Origin of the sequence: Streptomyces sp. CA-135486 (assembly GCF_050936555.1) — a bacterium.
In the GTDB taxonomy this organism is placed as follows: domain Bacteria; phylum Actinomycetota; class Actinomycetes; order Streptomycetales; family Streptomycetaceae; genus Streptomyces.
The window spans coordinates 3,536,376-3,551,276 of record NZ_JBNJMM010000001.1; the positions used below are offsets into that span (position 1 = coordinate 3,536,376).

11 protein-coding genes and 2 pseudogenes are annotated in these 14,901 nt (G+C 70.2%); 9 read left to right on the top strand and 4 right to left on the bottom strand.

The features are described 5' to 3' along the window. The first annotated feature begins 122 nt into the window (after positions 1–122). From ACQEVG_RS16030 to ACQEVG_RS16045, 4 genes are all read left to right on the top strand, one after another. A complete protein-coding gene (locus ACQEVG_RS16030) occupies positions 123–365 on the top strand; it encodes a DUF397 domain-containing protein (protein ID WP_360868538.1) in 243 nt (80 codons plus the stop codon). 269 nt (positions 366–634) lie between these two features. Further along, positions 635–979, top strand: coding sequence for a hypothetical protein (locus ACQEVG_RS16035; RefSeq protein ID WP_432983369.1), 345 nt, complete (start codon positions 635–637; stop codon positions 977–979). A gap of 263 nt (positions 980–1,242) precedes the next feature. After that, positions 1,243–1,548: a hypothetical protein gene (locus tag ACQEVG_RS16040; protein WP_432983372.1), complete on the top strand. Its 306-nt coding sequence runs from the start codon at positions 1,243–1,245 to the stop codon at positions 1,546–1,548. A 67-nt stretch (positions 1,549–1,615) separates the two neighbouring features. Beyond that, complete coding sequence (locus ACQEVG_RS16045; RefSeq protein ID WP_432983375.1) at positions 1,616–2,116, top strand: hypothetical protein; 501 nt, start codon at positions 1,616–1,618, stop codon at positions 2,114–2,116. A gap of 75 nt (positions 2,117–2,191) precedes the next feature. Here ACQEVG_RS16045 and ACQEVG_RS16050 read toward each other — a convergent pair whose 3' ends face one another. After that, the gene (locus ACQEVG_RS16050; RefSeq protein ID WP_432983378.1) at positions 2,192–4,396 is read right to left on the bottom strand and encodes a terpene synthase family protein; all 2,205 of its coding nucleotides are present in this window, start codon (positions 4,394–4,396) and stop codon (positions 2,192–2,194) included. Between the two features lie 177 nt (positions 4,397–4,573). Then, positions 4,574–6,499, bottom strand: a complete 1,926-nt coding sequence (locus tag ACQEVG_RS16055) for an N-acetylmuramoyl-L-alanine amidase (protein ID WP_432983381.1) — start codon at positions 6,497–6,499, stop codon at positions 4,574–4,576. A gap of 469 nt (positions 6,500–6,968) precedes the next feature. Here ACQEVG_RS16055 and ACQEVG_RS16060 point away from each other — a divergent pair. Next, positions 6,969–7,085, top strand: a pseudogene (locus ACQEVG_RS16060) (hypothetical protein); the annotation flags it as partial. Between the two features lie 239 nt (positions 7,086–7,324). On the opposite strand, the gene ACQEVG_RS16065 reads toward ACQEVG_RS16060, so the two are convergent. Beyond that, positions 7,325–8,443 (bottom strand): aminoglycoside phosphotransferase family protein, encoded by a 1,119-nt coding sequence (locus ACQEVG_RS16065; protein WP_432983384.1) that lies wholly within the window; start codon positions 8,441–8,443, stop codon positions 7,325–7,327. Between the two features lie 233 nt (positions 8,444–8,676). Between ACQEVG_RS16065 and ACQEVG_RS16070 the strand changes: the two genes are divergently transcribed. Then, the gene (locus ACQEVG_RS16070) at positions 8,677–10,170 is read left to right on the top strand and encodes a DNA-binding protein NsdB (protein ID WP_432983387.1); all 1,494 of its coding nucleotides are present in this window, start codon (positions 8,677–8,679) and stop codon (positions 10,168–10,170) included. 81 nt (positions 10,171–10,251) lie between these two features. Here ACQEVG_RS16070 and ACQEVG_RS16075 read toward each other — a convergent pair whose 3' ends face one another. Beyond that, complete coding sequence (locus tag ACQEVG_RS16075; RefSeq protein ID WP_432985383.1) at positions 10,252–11,688, bottom strand: PP2C family protein-serine/threonine phosphatase; 1,437 nt, start codon at positions 11,686–11,688, stop codon at positions 10,252–10,254. A 213-nt stretch (positions 11,689–11,901) separates the two neighbouring features. Between ACQEVG_RS16075 and ACQEVG_RS16080 the strand changes: the two are divergent. From ACQEVG_RS16080 to ligA, 3 genes and pseudogenes are all read left to right on the top strand, one after another. Beyond that, a pseudogene (locus ACQEVG_RS16080) lies at positions 11,902–12,018 on the top strand (DUF5999 family protein); the annotation flags it as partial. Positions 12,019–12,271: 253 nt separating this feature from the next. Next, the gene (locus tag ACQEVG_RS16085) at positions 12,272–12,643 is read left to right on the top strand and encodes a DUF4440 domain-containing protein (RefSeq protein WP_432983390.1); all 372 of its coding nucleotides are present in this window, start codon (positions 12,272–12,274) and stop codon (positions 12,641–12,643) included. Between the two features lie 105 nt (positions 12,644–12,748). Continuing rightward, a complete protein-coding gene (gene ligA / locus ACQEVG_RS16090) occupies positions 12,749–14,869 on the top strand; it encodes an NAD-dependent DNA ligase LigA (RefSeq protein ID WP_432983393.1) in 2,121 nt (706 codons plus the stop codon). Positions 14,870–14,901 lie beyond the last annotated feature (32 nt).

The window sequence follows — 14,901 nt, forward strand, 5'->3', positions numbered from 1 at the left end:
GCCGATCGATCGGTGTACGTCGCGTGACGGCGGACCGGCCGTGGTCCTGCTTCCGCGGCCTGTCCGCAGCCGGGGACGATCGCTAGTCTGAGGCCCGGAGACGACGCGGGAGGAGCACGGACGTGGCCGAGACCACTACCACCACGCAGATGTTTTCGGGCTGGGACAAGCCGGAACTCGACCTCAGTAACGCCGACTGGCAGTCGAGCAGTCAGGGAACGGGAGACGTCCAGATCGCCTTTGTCGAGGGCTTCATCGCGATGCGCAACGGCGGCCGGCCGGAGAGCCCGTCGCTGATCTTCACTCCGGCCGAGTGGCGCGCGTTCGTCGTGAACGCCCGTGAAGGGGAGTTCGACCTCACGTAGCGGGGCAGCCCCCGCGGCGGCTCCCCCTGCCGCGTGAGGCCGCTGGGCGGCCCGCCACCATGACCGGCACCGGTCCGCCGCCGGCCGAGTCGCAGCGCTGCCCGGCGGGCGCCCCCGGACAGTCGGGTCCTCGTTTCCTCGTGCTCGAGCAGGACGCTCGGATCGACTGAACACCTCGGGCGAGTTTCCCGTATGACTCTGCGCACCCCGGATTCCGGGGTGCGCAGCGTTCCCGCGAGATTCCGTCCCGAGACCGTGAGGATCAGCCCATGAGTGACCCCATCAACCCGCCTCTCCAAGCCCTTCCGGACGGGGAGGCCGAACTCCGTCTGGTGGTCCGCCTGCAGTGGGAGGATGTCGCCGCGCTGGGGCAGGAGGCGGGCCGGCTGGCCGCTCAGATGCAGCGCCCGGTGACACTCGACGAGGCCGCGAGCCATCGGTTGCGGACGCGGGCCGCGGGACATGCCAGGCCCGCGCCGTCGGCCCAGCAGGGCGTGCCGTCGTCCGTCTCGTCGCTCACGGCCCGGACCCCCGGTGAGCATGCCCGGCAGGCGATCGAGAAGATCAACGGGACGACCGGACCCGGGCTCGGCCACACCCAGACATCGGCCTGACCCAGGCCGCCGGCTCCGCGCGGGCCGCGACCATCGGCCTGCGCGGAGCCGCGACCGTCGGCGTTCGGCGGGTGCGACGGTCGACGCCCTCCTGAGCGCCCTCACCCCCCGGGCTTCCTCAGCACTCGAACGGCGCCCGCCAAAGCCTTTCGCAGGACAGGGTCGCGTTCGCCTCCGCGGGCGTACCCTGAGGTGCCTTGAGGACGTCCGTCCGGCAATCCCCTCATCGCGCCGGGCGTACGCCTTGGCCGTGGGGGTGCACCATGACGCGACCTGTCGGCAGGTCCAGGCGCCGGCTCTGCGAGCGCGAGGCCGAACTGGCCGCCGCCGGGCTGCGCGCCCGTCGGCTGCGCGCCTTCGAGGCCGAGGGCCTCACGGCCCGTGAGCGGAGCGCGGCCCTCCTGACCGCGCGCGAGAAGCCGTCCGTCGCCGCCCCGCACCTGGACGAACGGTCCGTGACCAGTCCGCTCTCCGCCGACCACCGCACGGCGGGCACCGACGAGGCAGGCCCGGCGGATGCCCTCCGTGACGGCCTGGCCGAGGGCACGGGCGGCGGCCATGGACGGTGACCGACGGCGGCCGAGAGGCAGCGGGCCCCGACTCGGCCGGGTACGCCCGGACACGTACCATGGCGGTATGTCCTTCCTCCGCCGCCGCAGCGCCGCCACACCCGCGGGCCCGGACTTCGACGTCCTGGCCATGGATCCGGGAGACTGGCCCGGCAATCTCGGCGCCGGTCTGCTTCCCGCTCCCGACGGCACCTGCCAGGGCGTCTTTCTGCGGTACGACCTGTTCGGCGGCCGCGGCCCCGCGATGATCATCGGCAATCTGCCGGAGGGCTCGCCGGCCCGCGACCTCGAAGAGGGCGAGGCCCCCTTCGAGGTGGCCCAGCTGCTGCTGGCCCTGGAGAACGACGAGCCCGTCTCTGTCGTGAACATCGAGGACATGCCGGTGATGCAGGGCGACAACCTGCTGATCGTGCGCCGCCTCAAGCTCTCCGAAAGCCGTATCTCCTGCGTCCAGTTCGACCGCAGTGACAATGTCCTGGTCACCATCGCCAGCTGGGACCGGCCGATCACCGACGATCTGTACACGCTGCTGAAGCCGCTGCCCGCGGAGCTCTTCCAGCAGGGCTGACGCCTTTCCGGCCATACCTTTCGTCCGGCCACGCCTTTCGTCCGGGCGGACCCTCATGGCCCTCGCGGCCAAGCGTTATGTCGCGAGGGGGGAGGACCGGGCGAGCCTGCTGATGATGCGGGACGCCGAAGTGCCAAGGCCCGTGGGACCGCCCAGGTGCCACGGGGGCGCGGCGCCGTGCCGCACATCCTCGTCCCGGTAGCGGCGCACTCCCCGGTGCCAGTTCAGAATGCCGGCGATCCAGTCCTCCAGCTCCCGCACATACGTATCGAGCGCGCTCCTGCCCGCCTCGTCCAGCGCGAAGTCCTCACACAGGATGGGGAGTTCGTGTTCCTTGATATGCAGGAACTGGCGCAGCCGCCCGCGCATCAGATCGTCGACGATCGCGACGGCGGTCGGGTAGTCGCAGTCGAAGAAGGACTGCACCACCAGTACTCCGTTGTGCACCTCGCCCTCGACCTCGATCTCCTTCTGGTACGAGAACAGGTCGTTGAGGAGCACCGCGTAGTCCGAGGCGGAGTTCTCCAGGCTGCGTACCGTCCCACTCTGCAGGATTTCCGGTGGCAGCTGGTGCGCGTGCCGCAGCCGGGACAGACTCATCGTGAGGTCGGAGCCGAAGGTCAGCCGCCGCATCTCGATGTAGTCGACGGGGTCGGGGACCCGCTGCTGGGCCTGGTTGTGCAGCTCCCACAGCCAGCTTTCGAGCATGTCGTCCAGCGCCGTGCGCAGCGCGACACGTGCCTCGGGACCCATCGGCCCCGCGGTGCGTGCCCAGAGATCGGCGAGAGACCGCTCCAGCGGACTCACCGCCACCGCGCGGCCGGTGGCCGGCTCGTCCACCGGCATGCAGTCCATCAGCCGGTCGGTGCAGGCCTTCGCGCCGACGAGGTTGCGCGGACGGCCGAAGACGAGTGGGTAGTAGTCGTCGCCGTACGTCCCCCAGGTCAGCCATTCCGCACTGAGTTCCAGCTCCTCGGGGGTGGCGTCGGGGTCCAGCCCGGCCGAGCAGAGCGCGAAGTCGAAGCCCTCCAGCATCCGTTCGTCCCAGATGTCGTTCAGCAGACCCATGCGGCCCGCCCACTCGACGGACTTCTTCTTGGCGTCCTCGTGGTGCGGGCTGAGCGCCAGCGGGAAGGGGATGTCGAACTCCGGCAGCAGTGAAGGCCCTACCTGCTGCGGCACATGGGTGAGGCTGCGCAGCCGCGCGGTTGCCGGGCGGCCGAAGAGCGTCTTGATGTCGAGCGCCGAGGTACCAAGGACACCACCCAGCAGGGGCCGCCCGGTGTCCACCCCCTCGTTCATATAGCGGCTGGAGCGCATGTGCCATTCATGGCCGCCGGACTGCCAGTCCTGAAGTCCCTTGGTGTACGCGGCGACCGCCGCGCACTCCGCCGGGTCCAGTCGCTTCTCCAGGCAGAGCGCGGGGACTTCGGTAAGCGCGGTGTTCTCGAACTGCTGGACCCGCGAGGTCAGCAGATCATTGACGGCTTCGGCCGCCTCCTGCGTCGTACAGCCCAGAAAGGTCTCGAGCACCAGCACGCCATTGCTGAGCTCGCCCTCGTCCTCGACCTCCCGCTGGTAGGAGAAGAGGTCGTTGCGCAGATGAACAGCGTCGGCGAAGGCGTCCGTGAGCACCCGCAGCGGGCGGGAACCGGCCACAGGCTCGGGCACCTCGGCCCCCGCCGCGTACTCCACCAGCCCCGCCGACCAGGGCGCGCCGCCCACCTTGCGGCGCATCTCGATGTACTCGACGGGGTTGGCGATCCGCCCCTCGTTGATGTTGGTCAGCTCCCAGAGGGACTCGTTGAGCAGGTTCTTCGTGGCCTCCGCGAACCTCACCCGCCAAGTGTCGGACATGCTGGGCACAGTGCGCGCCCACAGGTCGGCGAGACCGGCCTCGACCGGATTGGTGGGCTCGGGAGTGCCCTGCGCCATGTCCATCGGCATAAAGGCAGGCAGCCGGTCCAGATACTCCTTGCCGCCCTCGCGGTCCTGGGTGCGCTTGAAGATCTCCAGGAAGTGGTCGTCGAAGAAGAAGACCCACACATACCAGTCCGTGACGAGGGAGAGAGTGGCGGCGTCGCAGTCGGGATGGGTGTACGCGCACAGCAGGGCGTAGTCATGCGCGTCGAGATCGCTCCCCTCCCAGATGCCGGATCCTTCGAGCATCCCCATGTGGCGGGCCCACTCCTTGGTGTGGCGCCGTGCCTCCTCGACATGCCCATTGAGGCGCGCGGGATATGCGACGTAGAAATCCGGCAGTACGAAGGGCTGTGCCATGTGTGCGAGGGCCTTTCGTGAGCATCCGCGCACGCAGGCGCGGACCGGTCAGGAACGGCCCACCCCTACCCGTCGTCCCTGTGGGCCACGCCGCACGGACTATTAGTCGCACAAGCACACAAGGAGAGTGCGGTGCGCCACCGGACCCCACGAACGGTGACGCACCGCAGCTGGCGGTCAGCGCACCAGGCGCACGTCGGAGGCCTTCACAAAGGCCACCCGGTGACCGAACTGGATCTCGTAGTATGCCTCCTGGCCGCGCACCACCCGGTGGCCGGCCGTGTCGAAGGTGGGCGCGTACAGATACTCGCCCGGCACCCGGTCGCCCACCACGTACCGCTGGCCGGCGAGCAGTTTGTAGGGCAGCGGCGAGATCGCCTGCACCGGGACGCCGACGGGGTAGGCCGCCGCCTCCGGGTAGGCACGCCCGTAGACCGGGATGTCGGCAGCGCCGTCCTTCGGGGTGAGTGTCCAGCCCCGGGCGCCCACCGCCGTCGGCTCACTGCGCGGGTTGTTGAACCACGCCTTCTGCCCCAGGTACCAGATCGCCGTCCAGTCGCCCTCGCGCCCGGCGACCGCGTACTGCTGGCCGGTCGAGGCACGCGCACCCGTGTCGTTGACGCCGTTCGTCGAGTCCTCGCCGCCCGGGCGCAGACCGACGTCCTTGACCAGCGGGGCGTCCTCGGCGGGCGCGGTGTGCAGCCGCACCGCGCCGGATCCGTGCGGCGCGCAGGCCTGGCCCGCCTTCACACAGCCGGTGTACAGCGGCTGGTTCGTGGCGTAGTCGGGGCGGATCGTCACCACGGCGCTGTTCGGGCCCGCGGCCGGCAAAAGGGGCCTGCCGAGCAGGGTGAAGTAATGCGCCCAGTCCCAGTAGGGACCCGGGTCGGTGTGCATCCCGCGGATCGTCGCGGCGGTCGTGCCCGGCACAGTGTCGTGCCCGAGAATGTGCTGACGGTCCAGCGGGATTGCGTACCGCGAGGCGAGATACCTCACGAGCCGGGCCGACGAGCGGTACATCGCCTCCGTGTACCAGGCGTCCGGCGAGACCAGGAAGCCCTCGTGCTCCAGGCCCACCGACTTGGCGTTCACGTACCAGTTGCCGGCGTGCCAGGCCACGTCCTTGAGGGGCACATGCTGGGCGACGTGCCCGTCCGACGAGCGCAGGGTGTACTGCCAGGACACATACGTCGGGTCCTGCACCAGCTTGATCGTGGTGTCCCAGGAGCCCTCGGTGTCATGGATGACGATGTACTTGACCGACTGGGACGCGGGCCGGTCCGCCAGGTCGTGGTTGCCGTAGTCGCCGTCGCCGAACTCCTCGTACGGCGCGGGGATCCACTCGCAGGCCACCGTCCGGGGGCATTCCGTCTGCCGTGCGTCGGCGGTCCGCAGGCCGAGACCCGCAGTCTGCGACGGGTCGGGGGCCACGGCCGGGAGGGCAGCGAGCGCGACCCGCTGGCCGCTGTCCGTGGTGCGCGACTCGCCCGTACGGATCACGTCGAAGACGTCGTTGGCGTACGTCGTCGCGGTCGCCGTGTCGTCCGCGCCGGAGAAACGCGCGACCGCGCCGTACCAGTCGGCGGGGTCCTCGCTCAGCGGCCGCCCCAGCTTCTTCTGGGCGTCGGCGAGGAGAGCCGCGCCGCCGTGCACATTGGCGGCGGCGTTGTCGCGCAGCTGATCGGCGCGGTAACCGGAGAGCCTGGCCGCCCGGTCCAGGGTCCGCAGTCGGGCCGGGAGTGCGGCCGCCCTCGGCAGCTCGGCCGGGGCGGTCCGTCGGGCGGGACGGGCGTCGTCGCCGCGCGCGTCCTCACTGCCGTCCGAGTGGTGCGGCGCCTCGGCCAGCGCGGCAGCGGCATCGGTCAGATGCATCGGTCCATAGCCGCCCGTGACACTGGGCGCGCCCCCGTGCGTGTCCCAGCGGGACTGCAGATACGACACGCCGAGCAGCACACTCTGCGGCACGCCGTAGCGCTCGGCGGCCGCGGCGAAGTCCCGCTGCAGGGCGTCGGAGGCGCGCCGCTCGGCGGTGGCCGACGGACCGGCCGAGACCAGTGGCAGCAGCAGGGCGGCCGAGGCCACCGCGCCGGCTGTCCTGAGCATGCGACGGCGGGCTCGTGTCTCGTGGGTCTCACGTGCGGGGGCGGATCCTGGCAAGGCAGCCTCCAGTGACGGGTGGGGCGCGGCGGGGCCTGTGGGGTCGGACTCGCCACAGGGGTATGGGTATCTGCTTCCGGACGATCCGTCAATCAACCTCCGCCGGAAGGATTTCGCATGTCAGCACCGGTGTCACGGAGTTTCGCGGGAAGAGGGCGCAGGCCTGCGGCGCGTCAGTGGAGTGGACCAATATTCGTATACAGAAGGTGAGTTCCCCGGAATGGCCTCAGGAGGCCGCGGCCCGCGCCGGCCGGCGGTCCACCTGAGCAGGGGAGAGGGCGTGCTCAATGGCCTTGCGCACCGCGTCACGGTTGCCGGACTTCACCAGGCGTACGACATCGCTGCCCGACGCGGCGTCCAGACCCAGGTCCGCCAGCCGCGCCGCCCGGGACCGCCTCCTTGAGGAGTGTGCAGCGTGCGTTCCACATGGCGCAGCACGGACTCGGGGCCGTCCGCGATCGAGAGCGGATCCTCCTTCGGCGTCGGCGCGATCGAACTTCGCGCCGACGCCCCGGGCGGCAAGCTGCTGGCCACCACCCCCGTACAGAACACCGGAGGCTGGGGCAACTACCAGGCCACGACGGCCGTTCCGTCGAAGCACTCACCGGAACCCACACCCTCTGTCCCGTCTTCACGTCGCCGCAGCACAACTCCTTCGACGTGGACGCGGTGGAGTTCCACGCGCCATGACCCCTGTGGCATCACAGTGCGCTGCGCGCCCAGTGTGTCGGCACTGGACGCGCAGCGCGCTTCCCCCTCTGTGACGGCCGGTCAGCGAGTGCCGACCGCGGCACGCACGGCCCGACGGGCCATTGCGCAGTCGTCGTGCAGCCGCCGCAGCAGCAGCCGCTGCTCCTCGCCGGCCGACAGACAGCCGGTCGGAGTCTGGCTGCTCGCGGGCGGGGCCTCCCGCATCGTCCGCTGTACAGCCGTCTCGTAGGTACGGATCTCCCGGGTCAGCACCAGCATCAGATTCACCAGGAACGCGTCCCGCGCCGCAGTGCCGGTTTGCTGCGCCAGCTGACTGATCTGCCGGCGCGCCACCGGCGCGTCCCCCAGTACCGCCCACAGCGTCGCCAGGTCGTAGCCCGGCAGATACCAGCCCGCGTGCTCCCAGTCGACCAGCACCGGACCCGCGGGCGACAGCAGGATGTTGGACAGCAGCGCATCGCCGTGACAGAACTGCCCCATGCCCTGGCGGCCGCCCGCATGTGCCAGACCGTGCAGCAGCTTCTGCAGATCCCCGAGGTCACGGTCGGTGAACAGACCGAGCTCGTGATAGCGCGAGATGCGCGACGCATAGTCGAGAGGGGCGTCGAACATCCCGGCCGGCGGCCGCCAGGAGTTGAGCCTGGCGAGCGCGCCGAGGGCGGCCCGTACATCGGCACGGGGCGGAGCCTCGGCCGGGTGCCGTGCAAGGGCCGCCGCCCGGCCCGGCATCCGCTCGATCACCAGTGTGCAGTTGTCGGGATCCGCGGCGATCAGCCGGGGCACCCGCACCGGTGGGCGGTGCCGGACGAAGGCGCGATATGCAGCTATTTCATGGCGGAGCCGCTCGGCCCAGACGGGCGAGTGGTCCAGTAAGCACTTGGCTACCGCCGTCGTACGTCCTGTTGTGCCGACGAGCAGTACGGAGCGTCCGCTGCGGCGCAGCACTTGCACCGGATTGAACTCCGGGCAGATGCGGTGCACCGACGCGACAGCCATACGCAGCTGCGCGCCCTGAGGGCCGGACAAGTCGATTCTCCCACTGAGGGGCTGGCCGACCGTCCCCGCCGGCCGTCGAGCCCGACCGGCGTGAGTGGGGTCGAGATACGGTCCGGTGCCGCCCGCAGCGGGGGAGCGCTGCGGCCGGTTCGGCGCGGACACGGAGGACGATGCTGTGTACATGGGGTGACAGATCCCTTCGTGTGCCGACGTGTTTGCGTGCGCGGCCCCGTCCCGGCAGCCGGTCCGCATCCTGGGGAATGCGTGCGGCTGCCGGGCCGAGGTGGCGCGTTCCTACGTGACACCCGGTGACGGGTGGCACACCATCTGGCGCACCCTGGCGAACCCTGGCGAATAGTCGCCACGCATCTGACAGGGGGTTACTGTCAACTCAGCCGAGAACCTGGGGGCTTGACGTGAGCGGAGAACCCAACACCCGCCTCTGCGACCTGTTCGGCCTGGCCGGCTGGTCCAAGGGGGAGCTCGCGAGACTTGTGAACCGGCAGGCGGCCGCCATGGGCCACCCTCAGCTGGCGACCGACACCTCGCGGGTGCGGCGTTGGATCGACATGGGGGAGACCCCGCGCGATCCCGTGCCCCGAGTGCTGGCAGCCCTGTTCACCGAGCGACTCGGCCGTGTCGTGACCATCGAGGACCTCGGGTTCGTACGGAGCGGGCGAACGGGAAGGCGGAGAGACGTCGAGGGAGCTGACAACCCCGACAGTCTTCCGTGGGCGCCCGACCGAACGGCTGCGGTCCTCACCGAATTCACGGGAATGGACCTCATGCTCAACCGACGCGGCTTGGTGGGCGCGGGTGCCGCGCTCGCCGCAGGCTCCGCACTCAGCAGCGCCATGCACGACTGGCTGCACACCGACCCCTCACTCGCCCAGGACGCCCCCAGAATCGACAGTCCCCTGCACGCCGACCCCGCCGGGTTCGACCGCTATGAGGCCGCCCCCATCGGGTCGCAGGAGATCGAGGCACTGGAGCGCTCTGTCGAAGTGTTCCGCGCCTGGGACGCCGCCCGTGGCGGCGGGCTCCAGCGCAAGGCCGTAGTGGGGCAGCTCAACGAGGTGGGCGGCATGCTCGCCTACCGCCACCCCGACCATCTGCAGCGGCGCCTGTGGGGCGTCGCCGCCAACCTCGCGGTGCTCGCCGGCTGGATGTCCCACGACGTCGGCCTCGAACCCACCGCCCAGAAGTACTTCGTCATCGCCGCCCACGCGGCACGCGAGGGCGGCGACCGCCCGCGCGCCGGCGAAGCTCTCTCCCGCGCCGCCCGGCAGATGGTCCATCTGGGCCGTCCCGACGACGCGCTCGACCTGATGAAGCTCGCCAAGTCCGGCTCCGGGGAACAGACCCTGCCGCGCACCCGGGCGATGCTGCACACCATCGAGGCCTGGGCACAGGCCTCGATGGGGCGGGGCCAGGCCATGCGCCGCACGCTGGGCGAGGCCGAGGAACTGTTTGTCTCGGACAAAGGCGATGTACCGCCGCCGAGTTGGATGCAGATGTTCGACGAGGCGGATCTGCACGGCATGGAGGCACTGGCGTACCGCACCCTCGCCGAACACGACCCGGCCGCCGCCACCACCGCACAGAACCACGCCAAACAGGCGCTGGAGCTGCGCGAAGGCGGGCGTCAGCGCTCGAAGATCTTCGACTACATCTCACTGGCATCGGCTTGCTTCATCGCCGACGATCCCGAACAGGCCGACCGCTACGCCAGGCTGGCACTCGTCTCGATGGGGGAGACCTCCTCACACCGGACGTGGGACAGGCTGCGGGAGATGTACCGGCTGACGGGCCACTACGCGGGGTACGCGAAGATCCAGGATCTGCGCGAGGAGATCCAGCTGGCCCTGCCCAACAGCCCCTCAAGGAAGCCGAGGAGCACCGGGATCTAGCGGCCACTGCCCCGAATCCCGGCCTATTGCCCGTCCACTACTGCGTATCCACCAACATCTCGTGTCCGCCTGCGGGGAGGCTTACGAGCCGATCCTCGCGACCAACACACAGGCGTCGTGCTCGCGGTCGTGCTCACCGAACTCCTCGACGACCACCCGTACGCACTCCTGAGCATCTCGGGCCTCGGCGAACCGCGGCGCCAGCGCCAGCAGCCGCTTCGTGTCGCCCTCTTCGGCCGCGCTCGTACGCGTCAGGCCGTCGCTGTGCAGGACCAGCAGATCGCCGGGGAGGAGCGGCACCTCGGCCTGCTCGTACCGGGCACCGGAAGTCGCACCGAGCAGCACACCGGCGGGCGGCGTCAGCGCGCGCCCCGTTCCGTTGCGGAAGAGCAGCGGGGCGGGGTGTCCCGCATGGGCCCAGGACAGCGTGCGGCTCTTCGGCGCGTAGCGGCAGCACACCGCACTGCCGAGGGCGGGCTGTACCGAGGTCTCGAGCAGCTGGTTGAGATGTGCCATCAGCGGGCCGGGACTGATCCCGGCCACGGCCATTCCGCGCAGGGCGCCCAGCAGCATCGCCATCGACGAGGTAGCCGTCACTCCGTGCCCGGTGAGGTCGCCGACACTTAACAGCGAGTCACCATTCGGCAGTTGCAGCGCGTCATACCAATTGCCGCCGATCAGTGCGCTGTTGGCGGACGGCAGATAGTGCGCGGAGACATCGAGGGTGGCGGGGCCGTCGAGCGGGAACTGCAGGGAACCCCGCCAAGGCGGAAGGACGGCCTCCTGCAGCTCGATGGTGAGTCGGCGCTCCGTCTGCGCGACGTACTCCCTGCGCTCCAGGGAGTCACGGCTCTCGCGCACCGCCCGCTGGCTGCGGCGCAGTTCGCTGACGTCACGCAGCACCGCCCACATGGAGGCCGTGGAGCCGTCGGAGTCGAGCACGGGCTCGCCCATCATATGGACCGTACGGACCCGCCCGTCGCTGCGGACCATGCGGAACTCGCCGTCGATCGGACGGCCGTCGACCAGACAGTCCGTGACCATCGCGGTGAGCAGGGCCTGATCCTCCGCGAACACGACGGAGGGCAGCTCGTCCAGGGACATGGGGCCGCTCTCCGGGGAGCGCCCGAGGATCTGATAGAGCTCGTCGGACCAGCTGACCTCGTCGGTGAGGAGGTTCCACTGGGCGCTGCCGACCCTGCTGAGGAGCGATCCGGTGCTCTGGGCGCTGTCCGCCTCGTACGCCGCGAGCTCGTCCTCGAAGGCTTCGAGGCTCTCTTGAGGCAGGCCCTCCTTGAGCTGTCCCAGGTGCGCGCCGAGGTCGTCGAGATGGTGGACGGCCAGGTCGCAGAGCGCCCGCTGCCAGCGTCCCTGCGCGTCGTCCTCGTCGGAAACGGCCTCCCGGCGCACGGCGTCCACATCTCCACGCAGCCGACGCGTCCGGGTGATCAGGGCGTCGACGGAGCCACGCTCGGGCGGCTGTGGGGCGGGACGGTCCGCGAACACATGGGACGGCATCTCGTACTCCGATACAGGCGCGGCCACGGCCAAGTCTCGACAAAGGGACCGTTACGACTGTTGCACAGGGAGCGATGGCCCGTAAGGGATTTGGCAACACTCGATACGGTGGTGCCTTTGTCATATGCCATAGGCCGGGCGGTTGGGTCATCGGCTCTCGGCGGGAGCGTCGGCCATGGCGTCGCCCGCGTCGCTGTATCGCGTCCCTAGCCAGGCTGGAGCCTGTTGTGCGATGGTGCGATCGTTTCCGACGACCTGGGTGAACTGCTGCCCGACGGACGGGTGGTGTCGCCCTGGTACGCGGCCGAAGAGCGTGTGCGGGCGGCGGCTCGAGAGGGTGAGTGCGATGGCCAAGACTCCTCAGATCCGTATCCGCAAACCCGTGCGTCAGAAGCCCGCACGCGATCTGGACCTGCGGACTCCGTCAGGCAGAGTCCTTCCCTTCTGACGCACTGCCCCATGTGAGCCGCAGAGATGCGCCTTCCGCAAGGATCGTCGTCACGGAGTGCCGCACACGACGAGCGGGAAGGCCGACCGCGCACGTCTGCCCGAGCTCGATGACGTGGGGAGTTAGGCTCCCGGCATGACTGACCAGGAGGAGCAGGCCGTCGATGCCGTCGTCGAGAGGGAGCTGCGGCTCCTCGATCCCGCGGTGCGTGACTCACCCGACCTGGTCCTTGAGCTGCTGGACCCGGAGTTCTTCGAATTCGGCGCTTCGGGCCGGCGCTGGGACCGTAAGACGATTCTGGGCGCGATCACGCCGGCTCCTGGCGAGCCGGTGACCACCACCGCGGTCAGCGACCTGGTCGGGAAGTTGCTGGCTCCCGGCCTCGTCCAATTGACGTACGTGTCCGACTCCGGCGGACGCCGGGCCCGCCGGAGCTCCCTTTGGCGCTGGACCTCGGAAGGCTGGCGGATGTACTTCCACCAGGGCACGCCGATCGGCGAGGAGTAGAGCCCCAGCAGAAGCCCGAGCGGAGCGGGAGGCCGCGCGCGGGGGCAGGTGCGGCCGCCCGGGCGAAGTCGCGGGCCGGGGCCATTGTCAGTGGTGGGCGGCAGTATGAGAGCCATGACGACTTCAACTGCCGCGCATGCCGCTGCCGCGGCTCTCGCCGACTCCGCCGCGTACGCCGAAGCGGTCGAGACCGCGACACAGGCCGCCGCTGCGTACTACGCGACGGGTGAGAGCACCCTCGACGACGATGCGTACGACCGCCTGGTGCACGGGATCGCCGCGTACGAACAGGCCCATCCCGACGAGACAGTGGCCGCGTCGCCGACCGGGAAGGTCGCCGGGGGAGCGGCCGTCGGGGATGTGCCGCACACGGTGCCGATGCTCTCCCTGGACAACGTCTTCTCCGGCGAGCAGCTGCACGCGTGGGTCGCATCGGTGGAGCGCCGGATCGGCAGGACGGTCGAGCAGTGGAGCGTCGAGCCGAAGCTGGACGGACTCGCGATCGCCGCGCGGTACGAGGACGGACGGCTCACCCGGCTCATCACCCGCGGTGACGGGAGCGCGGGCGAGGACGTGTCGCACGCGATCGGCACGGTCATCGGCCTGCCGGACCGGCTCGCCGAGCCGGTCACGCTGGAGGTGCGCGGCGAAGTGCTGATGACCAACGAGCAGTTCGAGCAGGCCAACACGGTGCGCACCGCGCACGGCGGCGCGCCCTTCGCCAACCCGCGCAACGGCGCGGCGGGCACGCTGCGCGCCAAGGACCGCCAATACCGGGTCGAGATGACGTTCTTCGGCTACGGCGCACTGCCGCTGGCCGCCTCCGACGCGGGGCTCGCCGGGCAACTGCGGGACTGGCCGCACAGCAGCCTCATGACCTACGTCTCGGGCCTGGGTGTGCACACCGCCGAGGCCACCCCGGTCGCGCCGCGCACCCTGGCGACGGTCGACGGGATACAGGCACGTGTCGATGAAATAGCGGCGCTGCGGCCGGAGCTGGCGTTCGGTATCGACGGCATCGTCATCAAGGCGGACCTCGCCGCCGATCAGGCCGCCGCCGGGTCCGGCTCGCGGGCTCCGCGCTGGGCGATCGCGTACAAGCTGCCCGCCGTGGAGAAGGTCACCACCCTCCTCGGCGTGGAGTGGAACGTGGGACGCACCGGCATCATCGCGCCCCGCGCCGTGCTGGAGCCGGTGGAGATCGACGGATCGACCGTCACCTATGCGACCCTCCACAACCCCGCCGACATCACCCGACGCGACCTGCGCATCGGCGATCGCGTCATGGTCTACAAGGCGGGCGACATCATCCCCCGCATCGAGGCGCCGGTGGCCCATCTGCGGACGGGCGAGGAGCAGCCGATCGCCTTCCCCGAGGCATGCCCGCAGTGCGGCTCGGAGATCGACAGCTCCGAGCAGCGCTGGCGGTGTGTGCGGGGACGCGACTGCCGGCTGGTGGCCTCCGTCTCGTACGCGGCCGGACGCGACCAGCTCGACATCGAGGGCCTCGGCGCGACCCGCGTCGTCCAGCTGGTCGAAGCGCAACTCGTCAGCGACTTCGCCGATCTGTTCACGCTCAACCGGGAACAGCTCCTCGGCCTGGAGCGGATGGGGGAGACAAGCACCGACAATCTGCTCGCGGCCATCGAGGGGGCGAAGGCGCGGCCGCTGTCCCGGGTCTTCTGCGCGCTCGGCGTACGCGGCACCGGCCGTTCGATGTCGCGCCGCATCGCCCGCCACTTCGCGACGATGGAGCACATACGCGCGGCCGACGATGAAGCCCTTCAGCAGGTCGACGGCATCGGTGTGGAGAAGGCCAGGCTGGTGGTCGCCGAGCTCGCCGAACTGGGCCCCTTCATCGACAAGCTGACCGCAGCGGGCGTCAATATGACCGAGCCCGGTGCGACCCCGCCCCCCGAAGCGGGGAAGGCGGAAGAAGGCGACGACTCGGCCGATGCGGACGCGTCCCCGCTGGACGGCATGACCGTGGTGGTGACCGGCGCGATGACCGGAGCTCTGGAGAAGCTGTCCCGCAATCAGATGAACGAACTTGTCGAGCGGGCCGGGGGCAAGTCGTCCTCCAGCGTCTCGAAGCGCACGTCGCTCCTCGTCGCCGGTGAGAACGCCGGATCGAAGCGGGAGAAGGCGGAACAGCTGGGCACTCGGATCGCCACCCCGGACGAGTTCGCGGAGCTGGTCGCCGACTTCCTCGACCAGCACGCCTGACCGGCTGACGGGCCGGGCCTCTTGCTCCGAAC

Bases quoted from the DNA above. Each gene is read 5' to 3' on its own strand.
- ACQEVG_RS16085 (WP_432983390.1), top strand. From the start codon at position 12,272: ATGACTGACCAGGAGGAGCAGGCCGTCGATGCCGTCGTCGAGAGGGAG.
- ligA (WP_432983393.1), top strand. From the start codon at position 12,749: ATGAGAGCCATGACGACTTCAACTGCCGCGCATGCCGCTGCCGCGGCT.
- ACQEVG_RS16050 (WP_432983378.1), bottom strand. From the start codon at position 4,396: ATGGCACAGCCCTTCGTACTGCCGGATTTCTACGTCGCATATCCCGCG.
- ACQEVG_RS16055 (WP_432983381.1), bottom strand. From the start codon at position 6,499: ATGCTCAGGACAGCCGGCGCGGTGGCCTCGGCCGCCCTGCTGCTGCCA.
- ACQEVG_RS16040 (WP_432983372.1), top strand. From the start codon at position 1,243: ATGACGCGACCTGTCGGCAGGTCCAGGCGCCGGCTCTGCGAGCGCGAG.
- ACQEVG_RS16075 (WP_432985383.1), bottom strand. From the start codon at position 11,688: ATGCCGTCCCATGTGTTCGCGGACCGTCCCGCCCCACAGCCGCCCGAG.
- ACQEVG_RS16045 (WP_432983375.1), top strand. From the start codon at position 1,616: ATGTCCTTCCTCCGCCGCCGCAGCGCCGCCACACCCGCGGGCCCGGAC.
- ACQEVG_RS16065 (WP_432983384.1), bottom strand. From the start codon at position 8,443: ATGTACACAGCATCGTCCTCCGTGTCCGCGCCGAACCGGCCGCAGCGC.
- ACQEVG_RS16035 (WP_432983369.1), top strand. From the start codon at position 635: ATGAGTGACCCCATCAACCCGCCTCTCCAAGCCCTTCCGGACGGGGAG.